At 38.5% G+C, this 18,656-nt stretch carries 12 protein-coding genes; 7 read left to right on the top strand and 5 right to left on the bottom strand.

The annotated features are described in order from the left end of the window. Positions 1-4 precede the first annotated feature (4 nt). The 4 genes from ES724_RS09080 to ES724_RS09065 all read left to right on the top strand — a co-directional run bounded on the left by ES724_RS09080 (position 5) and on the right by ES724_RS09065 (position 5,898). On the top strand, positions 5-2,416 hold the full coding sequence (locus ES724_RS09080; protein WP_146932288.1) for an ABC transporter permease: 2,412 nt from the start codon (positions 5-7) through the stop codon (positions 2,414-2,416). Between the two features lie 75 nt (positions 2,417-2,491). Continuing rightward, positions 2,492-3,157: an ABC transporter ATP-binding protein gene (locus tag ES724_RS09075; protein ID WP_146932286.1), complete on the top strand. Its 666-nt coding sequence runs from the start codon at positions 2,492-2,494 to the stop codon at positions 3,155-3,157. Between the two features lie 11 nt (positions 3,158-3,168). After that, entirely contained in the window at positions 3,169-4,584 is a 1,416-nt protein-coding gene (locus tag ES724_RS09070; RefSeq protein WP_146932284.1) for a TolC family protein, read from the top strand. 207 nt (positions 4,585-4,791) lie between these two features. Continuing rightward, positions 4,792-5,898 (top strand): Fic family protein, encoded by a 1,107-nt coding sequence (locus ES724_RS09065; RefSeq protein WP_146932283.1) that lies wholly within the window; start codon positions 4,792-4,794, stop codon positions 5,896-5,898. Between the two features lie 102 nt (positions 5,899-6,000). Here the strand turns inward: ES724_RS09065 and ES724_RS09060 are convergent, their stop codons facing one another. From ES724_RS09060 to ES724_RS09040, 5 genes are all read right to left on the bottom strand, one after another. Next, positions 6,001-10,893: a DNA repair ATPase gene (locus tag ES724_RS09060; RefSeq protein ID WP_146932281.1), complete on the bottom strand. Its 4,893-nt coding sequence runs from the start codon at positions 10,891-10,893 to the stop codon at positions 6,001-6,003. Between the two features lie 165 nt (positions 10,894-11,058). Further along, positions 11,059-13,140: a flotillin family protein gene (locus ES724_RS09055; RefSeq protein WP_146932280.1), complete on the bottom strand. Its 2,082-nt coding sequence runs from the start codon at positions 13,138-13,140 to the stop codon at positions 11,059-11,061. 14 nt (positions 13,141-13,154) lie between these two features. After that, positions 13,155-13,871 (bottom strand): hypothetical protein, encoded by a 717-nt coding sequence (locus ES724_RS09050; RefSeq protein ID WP_146932278.1) that lies wholly within the window; start codon positions 13,869-13,871, stop codon positions 13,155-13,157. 2 nt (positions 13,872-13,873) lie between these two features. Next, the gene (locus ES724_RS09045; protein ID WP_146932276.1) at positions 13,874-14,590 is read right to left on the bottom strand and encodes a PspA/IM30 family protein; all 717 of its coding nucleotides are present in this window, start codon (positions 14,588-14,590) and stop codon (positions 13,874-13,876) included. Positions 14,591-14,602: 12 nt separating this feature from the next. Continuing rightward, positions 14,603-14,998, bottom strand: a complete 396-nt coding sequence (locus ES724_RS09040) for a type III secretion system chaperone family protein (RefSeq protein ID WP_146932274.1) — start codon at positions 14,996-14,998, stop codon at positions 14,603-14,605. 320 nt (positions 14,999-15,318) lie between these two features. Between ES724_RS09040 and ES724_RS09035 the strand changes: the two genes are divergently transcribed. The 3 genes from ES724_RS09035 to ES724_RS09025 all read left to right on the top strand — a co-directional run bounded on the left by ES724_RS09035 (position 15,319) and on the right by ES724_RS09025 (position 18,616). Further along, positions 15,319-16,074: a helix-turn-helix domain-containing protein gene (locus ES724_RS09035; RefSeq protein ID WP_146932272.1), complete on the top strand. Its 756-nt coding sequence runs from the start codon at positions 15,319-15,321 to the stop codon at positions 16,072-16,074. 763 nt (positions 16,075-16,837) lie between these two features. Further along, positions 16,838-17,641 carry a hypothetical protein gene (locus tag ES724_RS09030; RefSeq protein WP_146932270.1) on the top strand — a complete coding sequence of 268 codons (804 nt, stop codon included), beginning with the start codon at positions 16,838-16,840 and terminating at the stop codon, positions 17,639-17,641. 492 nt (positions 17,642-18,133) lie between these two features. Continuing rightward, positions 18,134-18,616, top strand: coding sequence for a hypothetical protein (locus ES724_RS09025; RefSeq protein WP_146932268.1), 483 nt, complete (start codon positions 18,134-18,136; stop codon positions 18,614-18,616). The last annotated feature ends 40 nt before the right edge of the window (positions 18,617-18,656 follow it).

The raw sequence follows: 18,656 nt of genomic DNA, 5'->3' as shown, positions 1-18,656 counted from the left end.
ACTCATGATCAAAAACTATATAAAAACCGGCTGGAGAAATATCACCAAAAATAAAGGTATTTTTTCTATCAATATTGCCGGTTTGGCTATTGGCATTGCTTCCTGCCTGTTGATCATGCTTTATGTGTCTGATGAACTGAGCTATGATCGTTTTCATGAAAAAGCAGACAGGATCGTTCGCGTAGTCTTTAGGGCAAATGTAAACGGGGAAGAAATGAAAGAAGCCGTGGTGATGGCTCCCGTTGCACAGGTTCTTAAAAATGATCTTCCCGAAGTTACCCAATCAACCAGACTGGCGAAATCATATAATAATCGTATAGAATACAACGGTGCTTATTATGGCCAGAGCAGCCTGGCTTATGTAGATCCTAATTTTTTTGAAGTATTCACCCTTCCAATTATTCAGGGTGCTAAAACTGAGCCGCTGGATAAACCTAACACCGTCGTCATCTCCAAATCTTTCGCTGAAAATACCTTCGGAAATACAGATCCCATAGGTAAAATGCTGAAGGTAACTAATAGGGATGAAAACCTTTTAGTTACTGGTGTGATGGAGGATATGCCCAAAAACTCCCATTTTCATTTTGATCTCCTCGTTTCCACATTGGGATATGCACAGGCAAAAAAGACAAGCTGGATGGAATCTGATTTTTTTACCTTTTTAGTTTTGAAAAAAGGTGCAGATATCGATGTTGTTGAATCAAAGCTTCCGGCTATTTCTGAAAAATATATGGGCCCGCAATTAAAAGAAGCTTTGGGGATGACTTTTACTGAATTCACCAAAGAGAATGAAATTGGACTTTTCCTGCAACCGCTTACAGATATTCATTTGCATTCCGATTTTTCTGATTCCACCACCCTGGAACAAGGCGGCGATATTAAATATGTCTATATTTTTAGTGCGGTGGCGATCTTTATGCTGGTGATTGCCTGTATTAATTTTATGAACTTGGCAACGGCTTCAGCATCGAAAAGGGCGAAAGAAGTAGGCATCAGGAAAGTGCTTGGCTCCAATAAAAAACAACTTATTTATCAGTTTCTGGCAGAATCGTTTATCTCGACTTTTCTTGCGGCTTTTCTGGCCATCATTCTTGTATCGATGTCGCTTCCTATTTTCAATCAATTAGCAGGGAAGGATTTGAATTTTCAATATTTGCTTTCTCCAGAAGTGATATTGGCTATTTTTAGTCTTATCCTTATTATTGGTTTTATTGCTGGCGGATATCCGGCATTTTACCTTTCCTCCTTCAATCCTTTGAGTGCTCTAAAATCTAAATTTTCTGGTAGCGGAAAAAACTCCGGAATTAGAAGCGGACTCGTTATTTTTCAATTTGTGATCTCAGCAGGACTTATTCTCTCAACCCTGGTAGTAAAAGAGCAGATGAATTTTATTCAAAATAAAGAGTTAGGCTATGAGAAGGATCAGCTTTTGGTGGTTAGAAACTCATATCTGCTGGGGAATAATGAAGATAATTTTATAGACGAGATTAAAAATAATCCACTGGTGGAAAATGTAACACATTCAGCATTTGTCCCTGCAGGCGAAAGTGATAACGAGGTTGGCGGAATCTTCAAAAACAACGAATTTCAACGCAGAATGTCATTTTATAATGTAGATGAAAATTATATTCCCACCATGGGCATGGAAGTATTGGAAGGCCGAAATTTTTCAGAAGATTTTGGAGCTGAGTCCGATAAGGTAATTCTAAACCAAAAAGCCGTGGAAATTCTAGGCTTCAAAAAAAATCCTATCGAAAAATCTTTTCAACGTGATACGCATGATGGGCTAAAAACAATGACGATAATTGGCGTTATTAAAAACTTCAATTTTAAATCGCTACACCAGGAAATTGAACCCCTTATTTTAAAATACAATCCATACGGCGGTATCATCATCCGCTCCAAAGTTGCCGATATGTCGGGGCTTATTGAAAACCTCAACGGGCGCTGGAATGCTTACAATGTAAAAGAAGGTTTTGATTACAGTGTTTTGGACGACTCTTACAATCACACTTATTTAAAAGAACGAAAAATGGGAACTATTCTCAGCCTTTTCGCCATTCTTACCATTATTGTTGCCTGCCTAGGATTATTCGGCCTGGTGACCTTTACGGCAGAACAGCGTTTTAAGGAAATTGGGATTAGAAAAGTGCTGGGTTCTTCAGCATCCCAGATCGTTGCACTGCTCTCGAAAGATTTTCTAAAGCTTGTAGGAATATCCTTCTTAATCGCCTTCCCACTTAGTTATTATTTAATGAACAAATGGTTACAGGATTTTGCTTATCGCACCGAAATTCACTGGTGGCTTTACCTCTTGGCTGCGGGTATCACCATAGGAATTGCATTTTTGACCATCAGCATTAAAAGCTATAAAGCTGCCAGCGTAAACCCCATAAAAAGTTTAAAAACGGAATAAGCCCCCTTGTCCGCGGATTGCGGACATTGACCAAAAAAAAGTAGAAAATTAATAATAATAAAAAATAAAAGACTAATGCTAAAACTAAATCATATCTATAAATGGGTAAAATCAGGTGGACGACGAATTTTTCTACTGAATGACCTAAGCCTAAACGTGGAACAAGGCGAATTCCTTTCCATCATGGGCCCTTCCGGTTCGGGAAAATCAACTTTGCTTAATGTCATCGCCATGCTTGACGATTTTGATGAAGGAGAATATTACTTTGAAGATGAAGCTATCCATAATTTGAAATCAAAAAAAAGAACTGACATTTTCAATCAAAACATCGGTTTTATTTTCCAAGCTTACCATCTGTTGGATGATCTAACGGTGTATGAAAATATTGAAACTCCGCTGCTGTATAAAAAAGTAAAAAGTTCAGAAAGAAAGGCTCTAGTAGCAGATATTCTTGATCGTTTCAACATTGTTGGAAAGAAAGACCTTTTTCCGCATCAACTAAGTGGCGGACAACAGCAATTAGTCGGTATTGCCAGGGCGTTAATTATTAAGCCGAAGCTAATTCTTGCCGATGAACCTACCGGAAATCTTAATTCCAAACAAAGCGACGAGATCATGCAGCTATTCAAGGAATTGAATCAAGAAGGGGTTACTATTATTCAGGCCTCCCATTCTGAGAGTAATGCGGCTTATGGCTCACGAATCATCAACCTTCTGGACGGAAGCGTTCAAAAATCATAAAAATTTCAATTTTGAGAACATTCATCATCATTTTATCATTCCTACTTTCAATTCATCTTTATTCGCAGGAAACTCCTACAGATAAACTTTCACTGAAGGAAAGTATTGAGATTGCACTAAAGAATAACATCAACCTAAAAAGATCACACTTACAGGCAGAAACCGCAAAACTCAATTTCAAGGGAACGCGGGCTGAAGTGCTTCCTAATTTAAATGGTAGGTACAATTATGGTGTAAATAATGGTCGGAGTATCGATCCTTTTACCAACGACTTCATAGACCAAAAATTAAATTTTAGCAACGCCAGTCTTAGTCTAAATGCACAGATCTTCAACGGATTTGAACTCAGAAATTCCATCCAAAGAGACCGGTTTAACATGAAAGCTTCTGAAGCTGAAGCTGAAGCTGAACGGCAACAGCTAATTCTTGAAGTTACACTGGCTTATTTCCAGGTCTTGAACAATCAGGATCTTCTAGAATTGGCGAGGTTAAGACTGGAAAGCACCAAGCAGCAAACCAACAGGTTAAAAATTCTGAATGAACAAGGCCAGGGTAACCCAGCAGATTATACTGATATTAGGGGACAGGTAAATAACGACCAATCTATTATAGTGGATGCTAAAAATAACCTTTATCAGTCTAAACTTGAGCTAGGCCAACTATTAAATGTAGATTCTGAAATAAACATACAAGATTTTCAAGTCTCTGCAGAACTGGAGAAGTTCCGTTTATCCCCTGAGGAAACGTACGAAACTTCCTTAGAAAATCTGGCGACTTTTGAAGCAAAACGCTTGAGAATACAGGCTGTAGAGGAAGATGTAGCAGTTTCCCGTTCGCTATTTGCCCCTGATATTTCTTTTTTTGCACAATTGAACACTAATTATTCCAGTGTCGCCAGGTTATTCAACGAGACGGGCACTCAACTTGTTGAAACCGGGCAATTTGTCACTTTGGACGATGTGATTTTTCCTGTAACAACTAACCAAATTCAATTTGCAGAGGAAAAAATATCTTATTCAGATCAGTTCGAAAATAATTTAAACTCGGTAGTTGGGGTCGCAGTCGATATTCCCATTTTTAATGGTTTTAGGGCAAACAGGAATGTTCAAATCAAGAAGATTCAATTAGAAGATGCCACACTTGAATTGGAAAACACTAAAAACCAATTTTTGCAGGCTATCAAAAAGGCTCACAATGATATGGAAGCCGCTTATGAAAACTTTTTTATCCTCCAAGATCAGGTAAATGCCTATGGGCAATCCTATGAAGTAAATGAAATAAGGTTTACAAATGGGGTTTCCAATATTGTGGAATATATAATAAGTAAAAACAATCTTGACCGTGCCAGAATCAATCTTGCAAATGCCAAATATGAGTATTTAATTAGGTTAAAAGTACTAGATTATTACAGAGGTGAATCTATTTAATTTTTTTCGGGTTTAATCACTAGAAAGGAGCAAAAAGAATTTAAATCACCTCAAGGTTTATAAGTTAGCCATGATTCTAAGAAATTTTATCACTCTAATAGAGTGTGAAAAGCTTTTTTGGGCTCTGGAAACTTATGAGCCGAATAAGCTCCTTAATCAAATCATTTATTTTGTATATTTGAGCCGAATAAAATATATAATCGGCTCATGAAGTATAATTGGCAACAGGCAGATTGGCCAAACTTTCAATATTCTACTGAAGAGGTGGAAGATTTGCTTTATGATTATTCACAAAGAACGGGAAAGATTAATGGTATCCTCGAAGGTTTACCGGAAGAAACAAAGAGTGAAGCCATTATAGAATTGCTGGTTTCCGAAGCTCTCAAAACTTCAGAGATCGAAGGAGAATATCTTAGCAGGAAAGATGTAATGTCATCTATTAAAAAGAATCTTGGATTAAAAACCGATATTATTTCAAAAGATAAAACTGCCGAAGGTATATCAGAATTAATGATCGATGCCCAAAAAACTTTTAAAGAAGATCTTACTAAAGAAAACCTTTTCAGCTGGCATAAGTTGTTAATGAAGGGAAACCCCAAAATTCAGGCTGGACAATGGCGAACTCACGAAGAACCAATGCAGGTGATATCGGGAGCAATGGGAAAAGAAAAAATACATTACGAAGCTCCTCCTTCCAAAATAGTTGCCAAAGAAATGAAACGCTTTATCCAGTGGTTTAACCAAACCGCTCGTGGAGGAGAAATGGAAATAAAAAAACCAATACTTCGTGCTGCTATTGCACACCTTTATTTCGAAACAATCCATCCCTTTGAAGATGGAAACGGACGTATTGGACGAGCCATTTCAGAAAAAGCTCTTTCACAGTATATGGACCGGCCTGTATTATTGAGTCTTTCTAAAGCAATGGAAGGAAAAAAGAAAAACTATTATGCTGCTTTGCAACTGGCCCAAAGATCAAATGAAATTACTCAGTGGATCAATTACTTTGTAAAGACTACTATTTCTGCTCAGATAGATGCCGAATCCCTGATTGAGTTTACCCTTAAAAAAACTAAGTTTTTTGACCGTAATAAACATCAATTAAACCAAAGACAGGAGAAAGCTATTCGACGTATGCTCAAATCTGGCCCCAAAGGTTTTGATGGTGGAATGAATGCCAGAAAATATGTTTCCTTGAACAAAACCTCCAAACCAACAGCCACAAGGGATTTACAAGATCTTTGTGACAAAGGTATTCTCACCAAGGAAGGTGGAGGGCGAAGTACTTCTTACTATATAAATGGTTTCAAATAATGATAATCATCTATTAAGAAATTCTTTATCAATTTGATTTAAATGGTACAATAAAAATTAAAGAGAAAATATTTTATGTTGAATGTGAACATAGATCTGTTGTTAATTCCTCTCCAAACCTCTTTCCAATACTTTTTTGATTCCTTCAAGATTATCTGAAAACTGCATCATCTGCGAGAGCACCTGCGCCATTTCATTCTTATTTCCAAAACCTTTCAGCTTATTATTTTTCACAAAGGTTTCCTTAATGGTTTTCCACCGCTCCTGCTCTGTCTCATCAAGGCGGTTTATAAGCTCCTTGTATCTTAAAAGGTTGGCTTCTGCAGAAGAAGTGAGGGTTTGCGATTCGCTCTCATAGTGAGAAAGCAGAAGCCTCTCCAGCTCCTTGTCGTTCATAATAGGTACTACTTTGCTCACCAGCTTGTTCATATCTCTATAGGAACCCTGAAGTTTAAACGTGGGCTGTGTTCTGTATTCATCTTCCATAGCGGCGCTATTTATATATGCAGCGTTTACTTTAAGAACAGTATCTCTTATGGCAATCACTTTCTTAAGCACCGAGGTGTATTCCTGCACCTCCTGGGCGGTATGACTTCCGGTAAGTTGGGTGTCCTGAGTATTATTTTCGATCCTGTCAATAAGCGTGTATATATCGTCAAAATGGGTGCTGCTCAACTGCTGCAATAACGGATTCGCAGTAAGCGAATTCTCGATCAAACTTAGCTTGAACAAGTGCCCGGTATCTCCAATGATATCTCCCAGGTTGTAAATATCTGCCCGGTTGGCAAGCATATCGGGAATCCTGAATTTGTCACCGGTTTCAGTATATGGGTTTCCGGCCATGATCACGCAAAATTTCTTTCCGCGCAGATCATAGGTTTTTGATTTCCCGTTGAAGATCCCTTCTATTTTTCGGGTACCATCAGATAGAGAAATGAATTTCTGTAAGAACTCTGGGTTGCAATGTTGGATATCGTCAAGATAAAGCATCACATTATTCCCCATTTCAAAGGCGAGGTTCAACTTTTTCAGCTCTTCCCTGGCTGCAGAATTTGTTGCTGAAAGCGGATCTACTGAGGTGATCTCGTGACCAATTGCAGGGCCGTTGATCCTTATGAATACCAAGCCAAGACGATCTGCAATGTATTCCATAAGCGTAGTTTTTCCATAGCCAGGGGGTGAGATCAACAGCAGCATTCCGCTTCTGTCTGTTCGGGTCTTATCCCCCACTGTTCCCAATTGTTTTGCAAGATTATCTCCAAACAATGGAAAATACACCTGGTCTATCAACTTGTTTCGTACAAAGGAAGTCAACACTTTTGGCTGTAACTCTTCGAGTTTCAGGTCTTCCTTGAGCTGTTTGGTCACTTCGTTTTTTGCCTTTCTAAAAGTGTTATAAGCAGGAATGTTATTATTTACAAACTCCTCCAGTTGAGCTTCAAAACTGTGGTAATTGAAATTAAAAACCCCATCCTGAAAACTTGGATGATCCCCGCTTAATCCCTGTATGGTTTCCCCGGGAGATACGGCTTTGGTTTTAGAAACAGATCCATCTTCAAACATAATAAGGCATACCACCTCATCAACATAATTGAGAAGCAAAGGTTTTCCCAATGTTTCAGGTTGCTCCGTACTATTTACAAAGGCCGAAACCCACTGTTTGATCAAACGGATCTTTCCTTCATAAGTTGTTTCCGCTTCATAACTTTTCCTGAATTTAAGGTCGGCCTGTTGTTCTTTCAATGCCTTTAAAAAATCTTCTTTCAAAAACAAAGCAACGCTACTGCGTACAAAATCGTTATCACTTTGTAGCTCTTCAAAAATATAAGCGGCTATTTTTTCACTAAATTCTGAAGAAAACAAACCTGATCCTTCTGAATAGTTACAGATGTGCCCGCTCAGCTTTGAGATCAGAAAATCGTATTCCCGCGTATTGGGAAAAATGCTCAATACTTCTCCTGAAGCCTTCATAGTCTGGTCTAAATTCTTGCGAACTTCAGCGGTTAAGCTGTTCCAGAAATACTGTGCATGTCCTCTTATTTTTGGCGAATAAGTGAGTAGTCCTAGTTCATAATCTTTATGAACCAGCACCCGGAGGATCTTGGCGGCATCTACATCGTGAACACCTTTAATATAACCTTCAGTATAATCGCTATTGCTTTCCTGCTGCACGATTTTCAGCAGCCCTTCTTCTGATGACTCCAGCAAGGTTGCTTGAGGAATCTTTCGGAATAATTTGTAAGCGAGATAAGCCGAACGATACACCTTCGGATTTTCAGAAACAAATTCCTGCTCCCACAGTGCGGTTGAATTCAGCAGAACCTGGTTTTTTAATTCCTGGTAAAAATCAGTTCCAGTTAAATGGTAATGCGGGGTGCCATCCTTTAAAACGATGGTGAGGTCCAGGGGCTGCTTGTTCACTCCAAACTTATGTTTACCCAGCTTGATCACATTGTCGCCATCTTCGTAAAGATCGAGTTTATCCTTTAGTTTTCGCAGCGCGTTTTCCCTGGCGGTTTTCAGGCTGGTCTCTATCTCTTCAGCTTTCCCGCTATCTTCCAGTTCCACCAATTGTTTGATGATGTCGCGAACCTTATTGATCATAAGATCTGCAGCAAAATACCCGTGAATCTCTGAGGCTGTTGAAAACCTTTCAGCTTTAGAAATGGCTCCTTTCAAAATCCGATCTGCAGCATTTTGAAGGGCGAGGGCTTTTTTGTTCCGCTTTTCAACAAGAGAATTTTTTCTCGCTTCAAAGGCTGCGTGAACCTCCTCCCGCTTTTGAATTATTAGAGATATGAATTCTTCAAAATCTGTGAATTTTCCTTCAAGTTCCTCCAGCTGTATCGAGATCTTTGTCTGGAATTCGTCACACTTTTCAGGTGTTGATGAAATATCGAGGTAATTAATGATGCTCTGGTCTATAAGCTTTAATTGAGCTGCAAAATCGGCACGTGCCTCTTCACTTCCCAAAGCTTTTTTCTTATTTTTCAGTGCGGCTTTCAATTGGTTGATTGTCGCGAAGATCAAAGAAATATTGTCGATGATTTTTGTAGAATGCGCGGTGTCTTCAATATCGAGATTGGAAACGATCTCTATCAACATCTCAAGATCTGCCGCTATTTGGTTTACCTCCTCCTCCAGTTTTTTTACTTCTATGACCTTGTTGACTTTTTCTAAAGCTGCCCGCTTTTCATCAACGGTCTTTTGATAAGGTAACAATGCTTTTTGATCCAATAAGAAATGTACGCACTTTTCAGAAATTTTTTGAGTTTGTTGGGCGATCTCCTCTTCCAGCTGCTTAATAAAATCTGCATCTACGTAGCGAATATCCTTAAGGCTAATAGCCTCCCCGCGAAGCTTCCTCAACTCGGTTAAGAACAACACAAAATCATTGATAGATTTGAAGGAAGAGCTTTTCACTTTGCTAAAAATAGCCTGTGCTTTCTCCCTGATCTCTTTGGTTTGTCCCTGCGCGTTTTTCTTAAGCTGAACAACTTTCTCAAATTCATCTATCGCAGCATTTGCAGCTTTATTGATCTCTCCAATAGGCTCGTTGAGTTGCTGCGCTTCCGGCTCCGGCAACCAGTAATAGGAATCGAGAATGTCCCTTGAAAATTTGGAGATATCCAGATACAATCCGCCGTAGTTGTCTTCTTTGTTTAGTAAATTTACAAGTCCGTTCACCTCGGCCATCGCTTTGACTATATCTTTATTTCCAATTTTGTAAAGCAAAGTATCCTCGTGCTGTGAAGGCATAAAATCTCCTGATAAATACGGGGTTTGCCAGATCTGGATTACGTGGTGCCTAGTTTGCTCATTCTCAGTTCTAAAATAACAGAGCTCTCCGTTTTTAAGAATTGTAAATCCGTTGCAAATAATAGGGGTTTGAATCTCCTGGGTGATGATATTGTAAGACATCAGGTTGTAAAGGCCTTCCCCGGGGGAATAGAAAACATAAAGATAATCTTCGCCATTGGGAGAAGCGATCTTCTGCTCAAACTTTACATTCTGGATCTCATTGTTGAGAATCTTGTACTCCCCGGTTTGCAAGTAATATCCGGTAGGAAAAATAATTCCCTGATCGTCTGGCAACAGGATACAGGAATCTTTGATGCTTTCAATTTTCTTGACTTCCTTAAGCTTATGGTTGTATACAAAGTACCGCGGCGCTTCCTGAAATGGCTTTATTTCCAAAGCGATAAGGTTGCCTAAATTGGCGAATTTGTATTGCCCGTCGTCCAAAGTCTGGTCCTGATGCTCCACCGGCTCATCGAGGATTCCTTTTCCGTCCTGGGTGTTGTTCTCGATCTTAATGGTAAGATCACCTCCAATGGTTTCTACAAAAACCTTATCCAGAATAGAAACATGAGAATGCACGCCGTAGCGATGCATATCCCGGGTTACCTCAAGCCATTTGAATTCGTGCTGAGGCTTGAATTTGTACTCTGTTTCACTACGATTATCAATATATTGAAGAGTGTTGTCCCTTATGAGCCATTTGAAAGTCTTAATATCTGTTGCACTGTCACTAAGCTGAAAAACCATATGAAGGTAATTCCCAATAACAGCAAACTTAGAGAAAATGGTGTTGCGGTAATACTTGTAAAGGTTGGCAAAGTCGGCCACAAAAACCTCATCCTGCAAAATATCTAGCGGCTTAGGCTCAAAGCGATTGTCCCTGAATTCATAGATACTAAAAACATCTGAAAGACTAATCTCGGTTCGCAAACCGAAATGCACGTTGTAACCAAACACACAGGTATTTCCCAGGGAGATGATGTCCCGGGCAATGCAATTATTCTCTGTATTTATACGGTCTGTAGAGATCAATTTGGTCTCCAGAGAACCAAAAACCTCTTTGCGTTCTACATTAAGTTTTTGTAAACGCTCCTGCAGCTCGGTCTTTTGTTTCTGTAAACGGCCCTGGATGATCTCATAGGTGCCGCCGTCGAGGGTTTGAGTGTCCTTAATTGTTGCCTGCTCTTCTGCCATTTCTCTATGTAATAATTTTGAAACGCATGAATGATCCTACACAATCTAGATCTTGTTAGCGCATGAAAACCTTCGTGGCCTTCCAGATCCAGAAATGACTTGTGGGAAAATTTCGCTTTTCGTGTGGAAAATTAAAGCACCCCGGTTGCCCGGGGCGCAAGTTATCTACTTATGGTTGAGTTTTGGGAGCGGTTTATTTGAGATCCCAAGACCATCGGCCAAGGTTAACAAATTTCCGAAGATCGTTTGCTCTTCCTGGTCATCAGACTTCTGTCTAAGGTTGTTCAGCAATGTCGCAATACTCAGATTCTTTACATCTTCCGAAGAAATGCCGTACTTATCTGTGAACATCTTGATCTTGTCCAGCAAATCTCCTTTTAGGTTGTCACTGCCTAAAATGGCGGTTTTCACTTCCTGTAGATTGGTACTGTTCTCCACCAACCTGTCATATCCTTTGGCTCTGGTGATCTGGCTTATGATCTTGTCAAAGAACATAGTTTCACCACCTACAATATCAATTTTAGCAGCTCGTAAAGCATCTCCAAGCACTGCGGCCTGGGCATCGGCGATATCTTTCTGGATGTTGATGTGTGCAAGATCTACCTGAAGGTCTTTGTCAAGACGTAGTTTGAACTCTTCGTGTTCTTTTCCTACCCCGTCAAGTTTCTTCATTGCATTGGCTTTCTCCTCAATTCCTGCAGCATCGGCAAGGGCTTTTTCCTTGATCACGGCAGCTTCAGCAAGGCCATCTTTACGTTTTGCATCGGCATTGGCTTCAATTCCTGATGCCAAGGCTTTGGCTTTAAGTTCTATTATATTTGCTTCCACAATTCCCTGGCGCTCGTGGGCATCAGCTTTTGCGTGCATTACCTGAGCTTCAGACATCCCAATGGTAGCTTCTTCTTTGGCTTGTGCCTCTGCAAGGATCTTACGGGCATCTGCTTGTTTAATACTGGCTTCTTTTTCTGCCAGAGCTTCAATATTAATCTCTTCTGCTCTTTGTTTAGCGGCTTCTTTAGAAGCTTCAGCGGCTTTGGTTACTTTGATAAGGCTTTCCTGAGCATTAGCTTCAGCAATAGTTATCTTCACCTGCTTTTCACGATCGGCAGTTTTGAAGGCTTCAATATCTTTCATATTTTCCTGCTCCTCAACCACTCCTTTTTCAAGGGTTACCCGGTCGCGAATCACATCCTGAATATTCTTCTTTTCAACTTCAACAACTTTCACTTTCTCGATTTGGGCCAATGTCACCACGCGTTCTCTTTCGGTAGCTTCAAGCATGCGGTCTTTTTCAACGCGTTCTGTTTCCACAGCTTCGGTCCTTTGCTTGTTCTTAAGTGCTACAATGATCTGGCGCTCCATATTTTCTTCAGCAACTTTCACTTTTTCCTGAGTGATAATTCGTGCTGATTCAGATTTCAGACGCTCCTCTTCAGAAACCTTCAAGATTTCAGCTTCCTCCCTGGACTTGATGTTTGCGATCTCTCGTTTTTGTTGTTCCTCTTTTTCAGCTAACTGCTTATCGAGTTCCAGGATCGCTTCCCGGGCTTCTACATCCTGTTTGCGGATGGTCTTTTCTTCATCTCGCTTTATAAGGTTGGCTTTAATATTTTGAATAGCAGTGAGTTCAGTAATCTTCTTGATCCCTTCAGCATCTAGAATATTATCTGCTTTTAAAGCCGTAACTGGGGTTTGCTCCAAAAAGTCGATAGCACAGTCTTCCAGTGTATATCCATTAAGATCTGTACCTATAATATTCACGATCTCATCTCGAAATTCCCGGCGGGCTTCATAAAGCTCTATAAACTCAAATTTCTTTCCAACGGTTTTAAGTGCTTCAGAAAATTTTGCTTCGAAAAGATCTTCTAAAGTTTCTATTTTAGATGCACGGGCTACCCCAATGGTTTGAGCCACTTTTTTGATGTAGTCAATATCGTTGTTCACCCTAACGAAAAAGGCTACTTTAATATCTGCACGCATGTTGTCCTTGCAAATGAGTCCTTCATGAGCAAGGCGCTCTATCTGGATCTTTTTTACTGAAACATCCATAATTTCAACCTTATGGAATACTGGTACTACGTATAGACCTTTATCTGTAGCAACCTGGGATCCGCCAAAACCGGTACGGATTAGGGCCTGACCCTGGGGAACTTTTTTGTAGAACATCGCAATGATTGCGAAGTAGACGATGATGAGGAAGAGAACTATGCCTATCCCAATGCCAATAATTGGTAAAATTGAATTCATGAATTTAAGTTTTTTTAATCGTTGTACGTTTGAACTAAATAATAATTGTGGTCTGGCGACCTTTTGATGATTAGGATATTACTTCCGTATGGTAAAGCTTCTCCATTAAGTGATTTTACATATATAGACATGGAATTACCGTCTACCTTCACCTCTGCATTGCCCATCTTATCTTCTGAAATTGAAGAGAGCAACATGGCTTTTCTTCCCAAATAATCTATAGGTGAATCTCCGTTTTTATTGAGATTTTTGAAAAAACCTTTGAACGGGGTGGTGAAAATTTTAGTCACGATCAACGCCGGAAAAAGAGCCAGCAGCATAATGGCAAACCCAATAAAATTGTCATATGTATAGGTAAGTGCTGTGGTAAGCACCGTCATGAACCACCAGAAAAAGATCCAACAGGTAAATGTGAACATGAATGGAAGGCCTACAAAATTGAAGTAGATCAAAAATATTTGCCACCATTTTAGCGGATTTCGGCGCTTTCCAACGACATCTTCCTGATTGACCTCGGCGTTTGAAATATCCTCAAAATCCATATTGCCACCTTCTATACCTGCATCCAGGTCCAACGCAGGCTCAATATTGGCATCAACATCTATATCAAAATCTAGGTCAAAGTCAATACCGCCTATCATTGTGGCTATCCAGTAAACAATTAGCACGATGAGCAGGATGGAAAGTACCAGGTTAACTTCAGAGAATAATATATTTAAAAGATCGGTCAAAGCTATTGGTCTTTAGAATCGTTAAGCCCCAGTTTTGCCTTCAATTGCGCAAGATCTTCTTCGGCCTTACCCTTAGAGGTATCTGCTGCTTTATCGATCTCGTCATCTATGGATTTTGTTGCGTTTGCAATATCTCCATAAGCTTCAGCAAGGGCTTCTTCCTGGGCTACTTTTTCCTTCATTCGTTCCAGCATGCTCACAGTTCCCGAGTTGTCCAGCTGTGCCATTTGCTTATTGAGGCTTTTTGTAGCATTGCTCACTTTCACGCGCGCTCTCAGGGTTTTCAATTCGTTCTCCCAATTCCCAATATTCCCTTTGATAGACTGGATGTTTTTTTGCAACTGGGCTACATTGTTGTCGAACTTAGCAGACTCTTCTTTTGAGCGAATTACCTGTTGGTCGCTAAGGTCTTTTTGAATTAGCGATTCTTTGGCAAGGCGGTCTGCCTCTGCGGAATCCATCTCCTTTTTGTGTCCTTTTTTTAGGATAGCAATGGCCTTGTTCTGGTAATCATCGGCTTTGTTCTGATGTTCATCCTGATCGTTCTTCGCACGAATAGCCAAAGCTTTCACCTGTGCTAGGGCTTCAAGGCTTTTGTCAAGATCTTCTTTCATATCTCTTATGCCTTGCTCGGTCATTTTGATGGGATCTTCCATTTGGTCTATAGCCGAATTGGTTTCAGCCTGTCCAATTTTAAATAATCGCTTAAATAAGTTCATAATTTTAGATTTTTAGTATTTAGAAAATTCAATAATGTTATCGGAATATTCACTCATTAAAAGGCTTAGCGAGTTTAGGCTGCCTTCCAATTCATTGATATCCATGTTTTCGATTTGAAGGGTATCTCTAAAGATCACCTTCTCACCGCTCTCGTCCAGGACAAAGGCTCCGTGAATAATATCGCGGTTCTTTTGCAGCAGGCTTTTAAAGATCTTTTCAGACTGGTCATTGATCCTGAAAATAAACTGTTCCAGGATAAGGATGGGAGGCGCCACTCCAAGGATGAGATTTCTTATTCCCGCACTTTCTTTTTGAACCACAAGGATACAATCTTCTGTTGCTTCTCGGGAGATATCAAAATTTAGTTCCAGTAAAAAATCCCTGGTAATATTGTAATGATTTTTCATTGAGTTTGTTTAGTTAGAAAATGTTAAAAATTTCTAAAGGTTAATAATACAAAAAAGTTCTAAAGCTTTGGTTATTACGTGGGTTAAAAACATAATTATTAATGGAATCATAATTTTTGGCTTTTAAAGTTAGTGTTTTTATTAAAAAATTAAAGATCGAGGTCTCGAAGACACTGTTTTTTCCTCCTTACTTTTTAGCAATTATTTCTTGTAGGGAGGAAATGAATTGCTAATGATTGTGGTAAAGTGAAAACTTTTTGCTAATATTGTTAGACGAATATACAATATTTTTTAAATGCTGCAAATTAAATTAGCAAATTATGTCATTTTTTGGTAAAAATATTCGGAAGATCCGAAGCGTAAGATCCTTAAGCCAACAATCTTTTGCCGAACTTTTCGACTTAAAGCGAGGTACACTTGGGGCTTACGAAGAAGGAAGAAGTGAACCCAAGATCGAAACCATAATTAAAATTGCTAACCATTTTAGCATTCCCATAGATGATCTACTTACCAAAGAGCTTACCGTAAACAAGCTACTGAAGTTTAAAAGTAGCATGATCACAGATCACGAAGAAATGGTGCGTGAACAATTTGCTGTGGTGCCGTGCATTGTACATAGTAACAGCAACGACTATAAACGTTATTTTGACAAGGAGGACTTCATCAAGAACATGCCGTGCTTACGTCTTCCTATAAGCAAAGAAACAAATTACAGGGGTTATACAGTAGACAACTTAGAAATGAGTAATCATGATAAAGGCTTATTTCCTAAAGATGTTGTTATTGGAGAGATTATTCCTAAATCGGGGTTTAAGAAATTAGACAACGGGATCCTGGTGGTGGTCATTTATCAGGATCAGCTGGTTCTGCGCAGGCTCTACATCACCAATGATACCGTAGTTTTGAGGGCAGATCATAAGGTAGTAGAAGATATCAAAGTAAACCTGAAAGAGGTGAAGGAACTTTGGCGTATTTGCTATGTTTTTTATCACCGAATTCCTGAAACCGGGGATGGCCTGGAGGAAAAACTTAGCCTGTTGGAGCAGGAATTTGCAAGATTGAGGTCAAAGATGTGAGCATTAAATTTCATCTATCGCCCTTATTTACATAACCCTTAATCAAATAGCCTCTCTCCCTTAACAATAACATGAAGATTATATGACTTTAATTTTCAATGAATAAGGCTGTTTATTTTTAAATTTATTTCCTAAACTTTCAGCTATGCAAGTAAGGAAGACCTTTAAGATCATAAGTTTCACGATTTTTTTGATAACTTATATTATGGGCATCTCTATGCTGATGAATATTCGAACTCTGGAAAATATTATGATTTGTAGTTTGGGGTGTTTTATTTCCCTTGTGCTTTTTCTGATCTCCCATAGTTATTATGTGAAAATTTGAAATGCGAAAATATCAAAATACTTAAGGCCTCACTCAAATACACCAAACCTCCAAACCAACAGCCACAAGGGACTTACAAGATCTTTGTGACAAAGGTATTCTCACCAAGGAAGGTGGAGGGCGAAGTACTTCTTACTTTTTGAAATTCATGCAAACAAGTATTTAAAAACATATGCTTCTAATAAATTTTTTAATCAGCTTGATATCTTTATAAATCTGAGGAAGAAGAATTTTCTATTCGGCTCATAAAATTTAATCGAAAAAACTAAGCTTTAGTGAAGTAATATCACTCAGAAATCCAAAGATTGAATGGTAATTACAAAAGAAGCACTGTAAAGGTTCCTCAGTCCAAAAAAATAATTTCTTTAAATCTCAAATTATAATACTTTTCGAATCCTTTTTTATTATACATTTATTCAGTTTTTCTTAAAAATGAATATGGGAAAAAAAATCTTACTGATATGGGTGCTAACACTTGGTTTTTCGTGTAGTCCTGATTCCGCAAATGAACAGCTTCCTGAAATTGAAAAAATTTTCAACGTAAACCTTACACCTTCTGTAACTGAAGTAACAGTGGATATACCTTTTGAAGTTAAGGTACAATCTAACGAAGATATTTATGATATCACCAGAATTTTTGAAAATGGCTCTCAGAGTATTACGGCAGCAATGCCCGGTACTTCGCTAGATGAGCAAAATCTTAATCTGCACTTCCAATTTGGATATTTAGGTAACGAAGAAGTGAAGTTGGAGTTTACCAGTATCAGCGGAAAAAGAACAACAAAAACCCTGAATTTTAATGTTACTCGCGGAAATGCGGTGAAGGTTATTGGCTTCCGGATCAATTCGTTTTATAACATGAATGGCAACTGGGACGAAGAATATGCTGAAGACGACCCAAACCGAATGGCCGATATAATTTTTTCACTTAACAAATTAAAAAATATACATTTTTCGAAAGCCACTGTTGATATGAGGTTATGGTACCTTTCCCCAATATATCCAAATCAGCAACAACTAGAGTGGGATTTGTCCCAAAAGGAACTTTATATTTCGGACCGTTCTACAATTGAGTTTGGAATTGGGGATGATGACGGAAATGGTGTTGGACAAGACCTTGCAAGGAGTTCGCAAGAATTAATCATTCGGCTTAACGATTACAGGGATACAAAACCCACCGAAATCAATCTAAGGAATGAAGAATATGGCTATAACGTAAGTTTTCAATTGGAGTGGTTGTAAGCTCAGTGGTAATTATTAAAGTAGAGTTTTTAGAACTCTTTTTAAAGGAATGAACACACTAAAAAACAATTCCTGACCAAAAACTCCTAACAACTGTGACCAAAGATTTGCAAGATCTTTGTGACAAAGATATTCTTACCAAGATAGGTGAGGGCGAAGTACTTCTTACTTTTTGAAATTCATGTAACCAAGTATTTAAAAGCTTAATTATTTCTTCTTTTTATTATCTTTAATTAGCTAATAGTAAGATTGATAAGGATGTTTTTAGAGCGGATTGCAATTTTTTCACTTCAAGCGAAGGAAAAGCTAGATACTTTTCTCAATTATCTCATTCGAGAAACAAATTCTCAAATTGGTCCTCTTCTTTTTTTGGGTTGCGTTTTCCTTCTAACATTGCTTTTGTATTATGTATGGATTACTCCCTATGCTTTTTGGGCACAAATTGTATTCACTTTTATATTCATATTGTGCTTACTAATATGTGCTTCTGTAATGTACTTTCATATTACACAAAAGAGGGTTAGAAGGAATTCTAATACATTGGAGGTATTTAGCTTAGCTGAAGATGAAATAAAGAAATTTGACCTAAATGCCATTCCTTTAAATGAGGTTCAAGTAAATAATATTTTTAAAGCATTTTCAGAAAATCATTTAAGTGGAGACTATCAAACCTTTCAAGCTTTTATTCAGTTAAAACCAGTTTCAAGATTGAAACGATTGGTATGGAAAGATTCTTCTTATAAATTACCTAAACAAGTAAACCGCCAAACCTTGTTGGAATTTCTAAGTCAAATTTTGGTAGGATTTGAAAATTTGGAAAATCAACAAATGATAGAATTAACAAATTATTACTTCATTCTGAAAAATTCTGAAGGAAAAGAATTGACTTTTTCAACAAAAAATATTTACGATTGGAAAAACAACAAATCCTCCTATCTAGAGAATATTTCCGCGCTTCTCAAAAAGAATTTATAAGGTATTACCACTAGACCACGACTTACCCTATTGATTTTCA

The organism is Gillisia hiemivivida, from assembly GCF_007997295.1.
GTDB classification, from domain to species: Bacteria; Bacteroidota; Bacteroidia; order Flavobacteriales; family Flavobacteriaceae; genus Gillisia; species Gillisia hiemivivida.
This window is presented reverse-complemented; position numbering and strand designations above follow the sequence as displayed.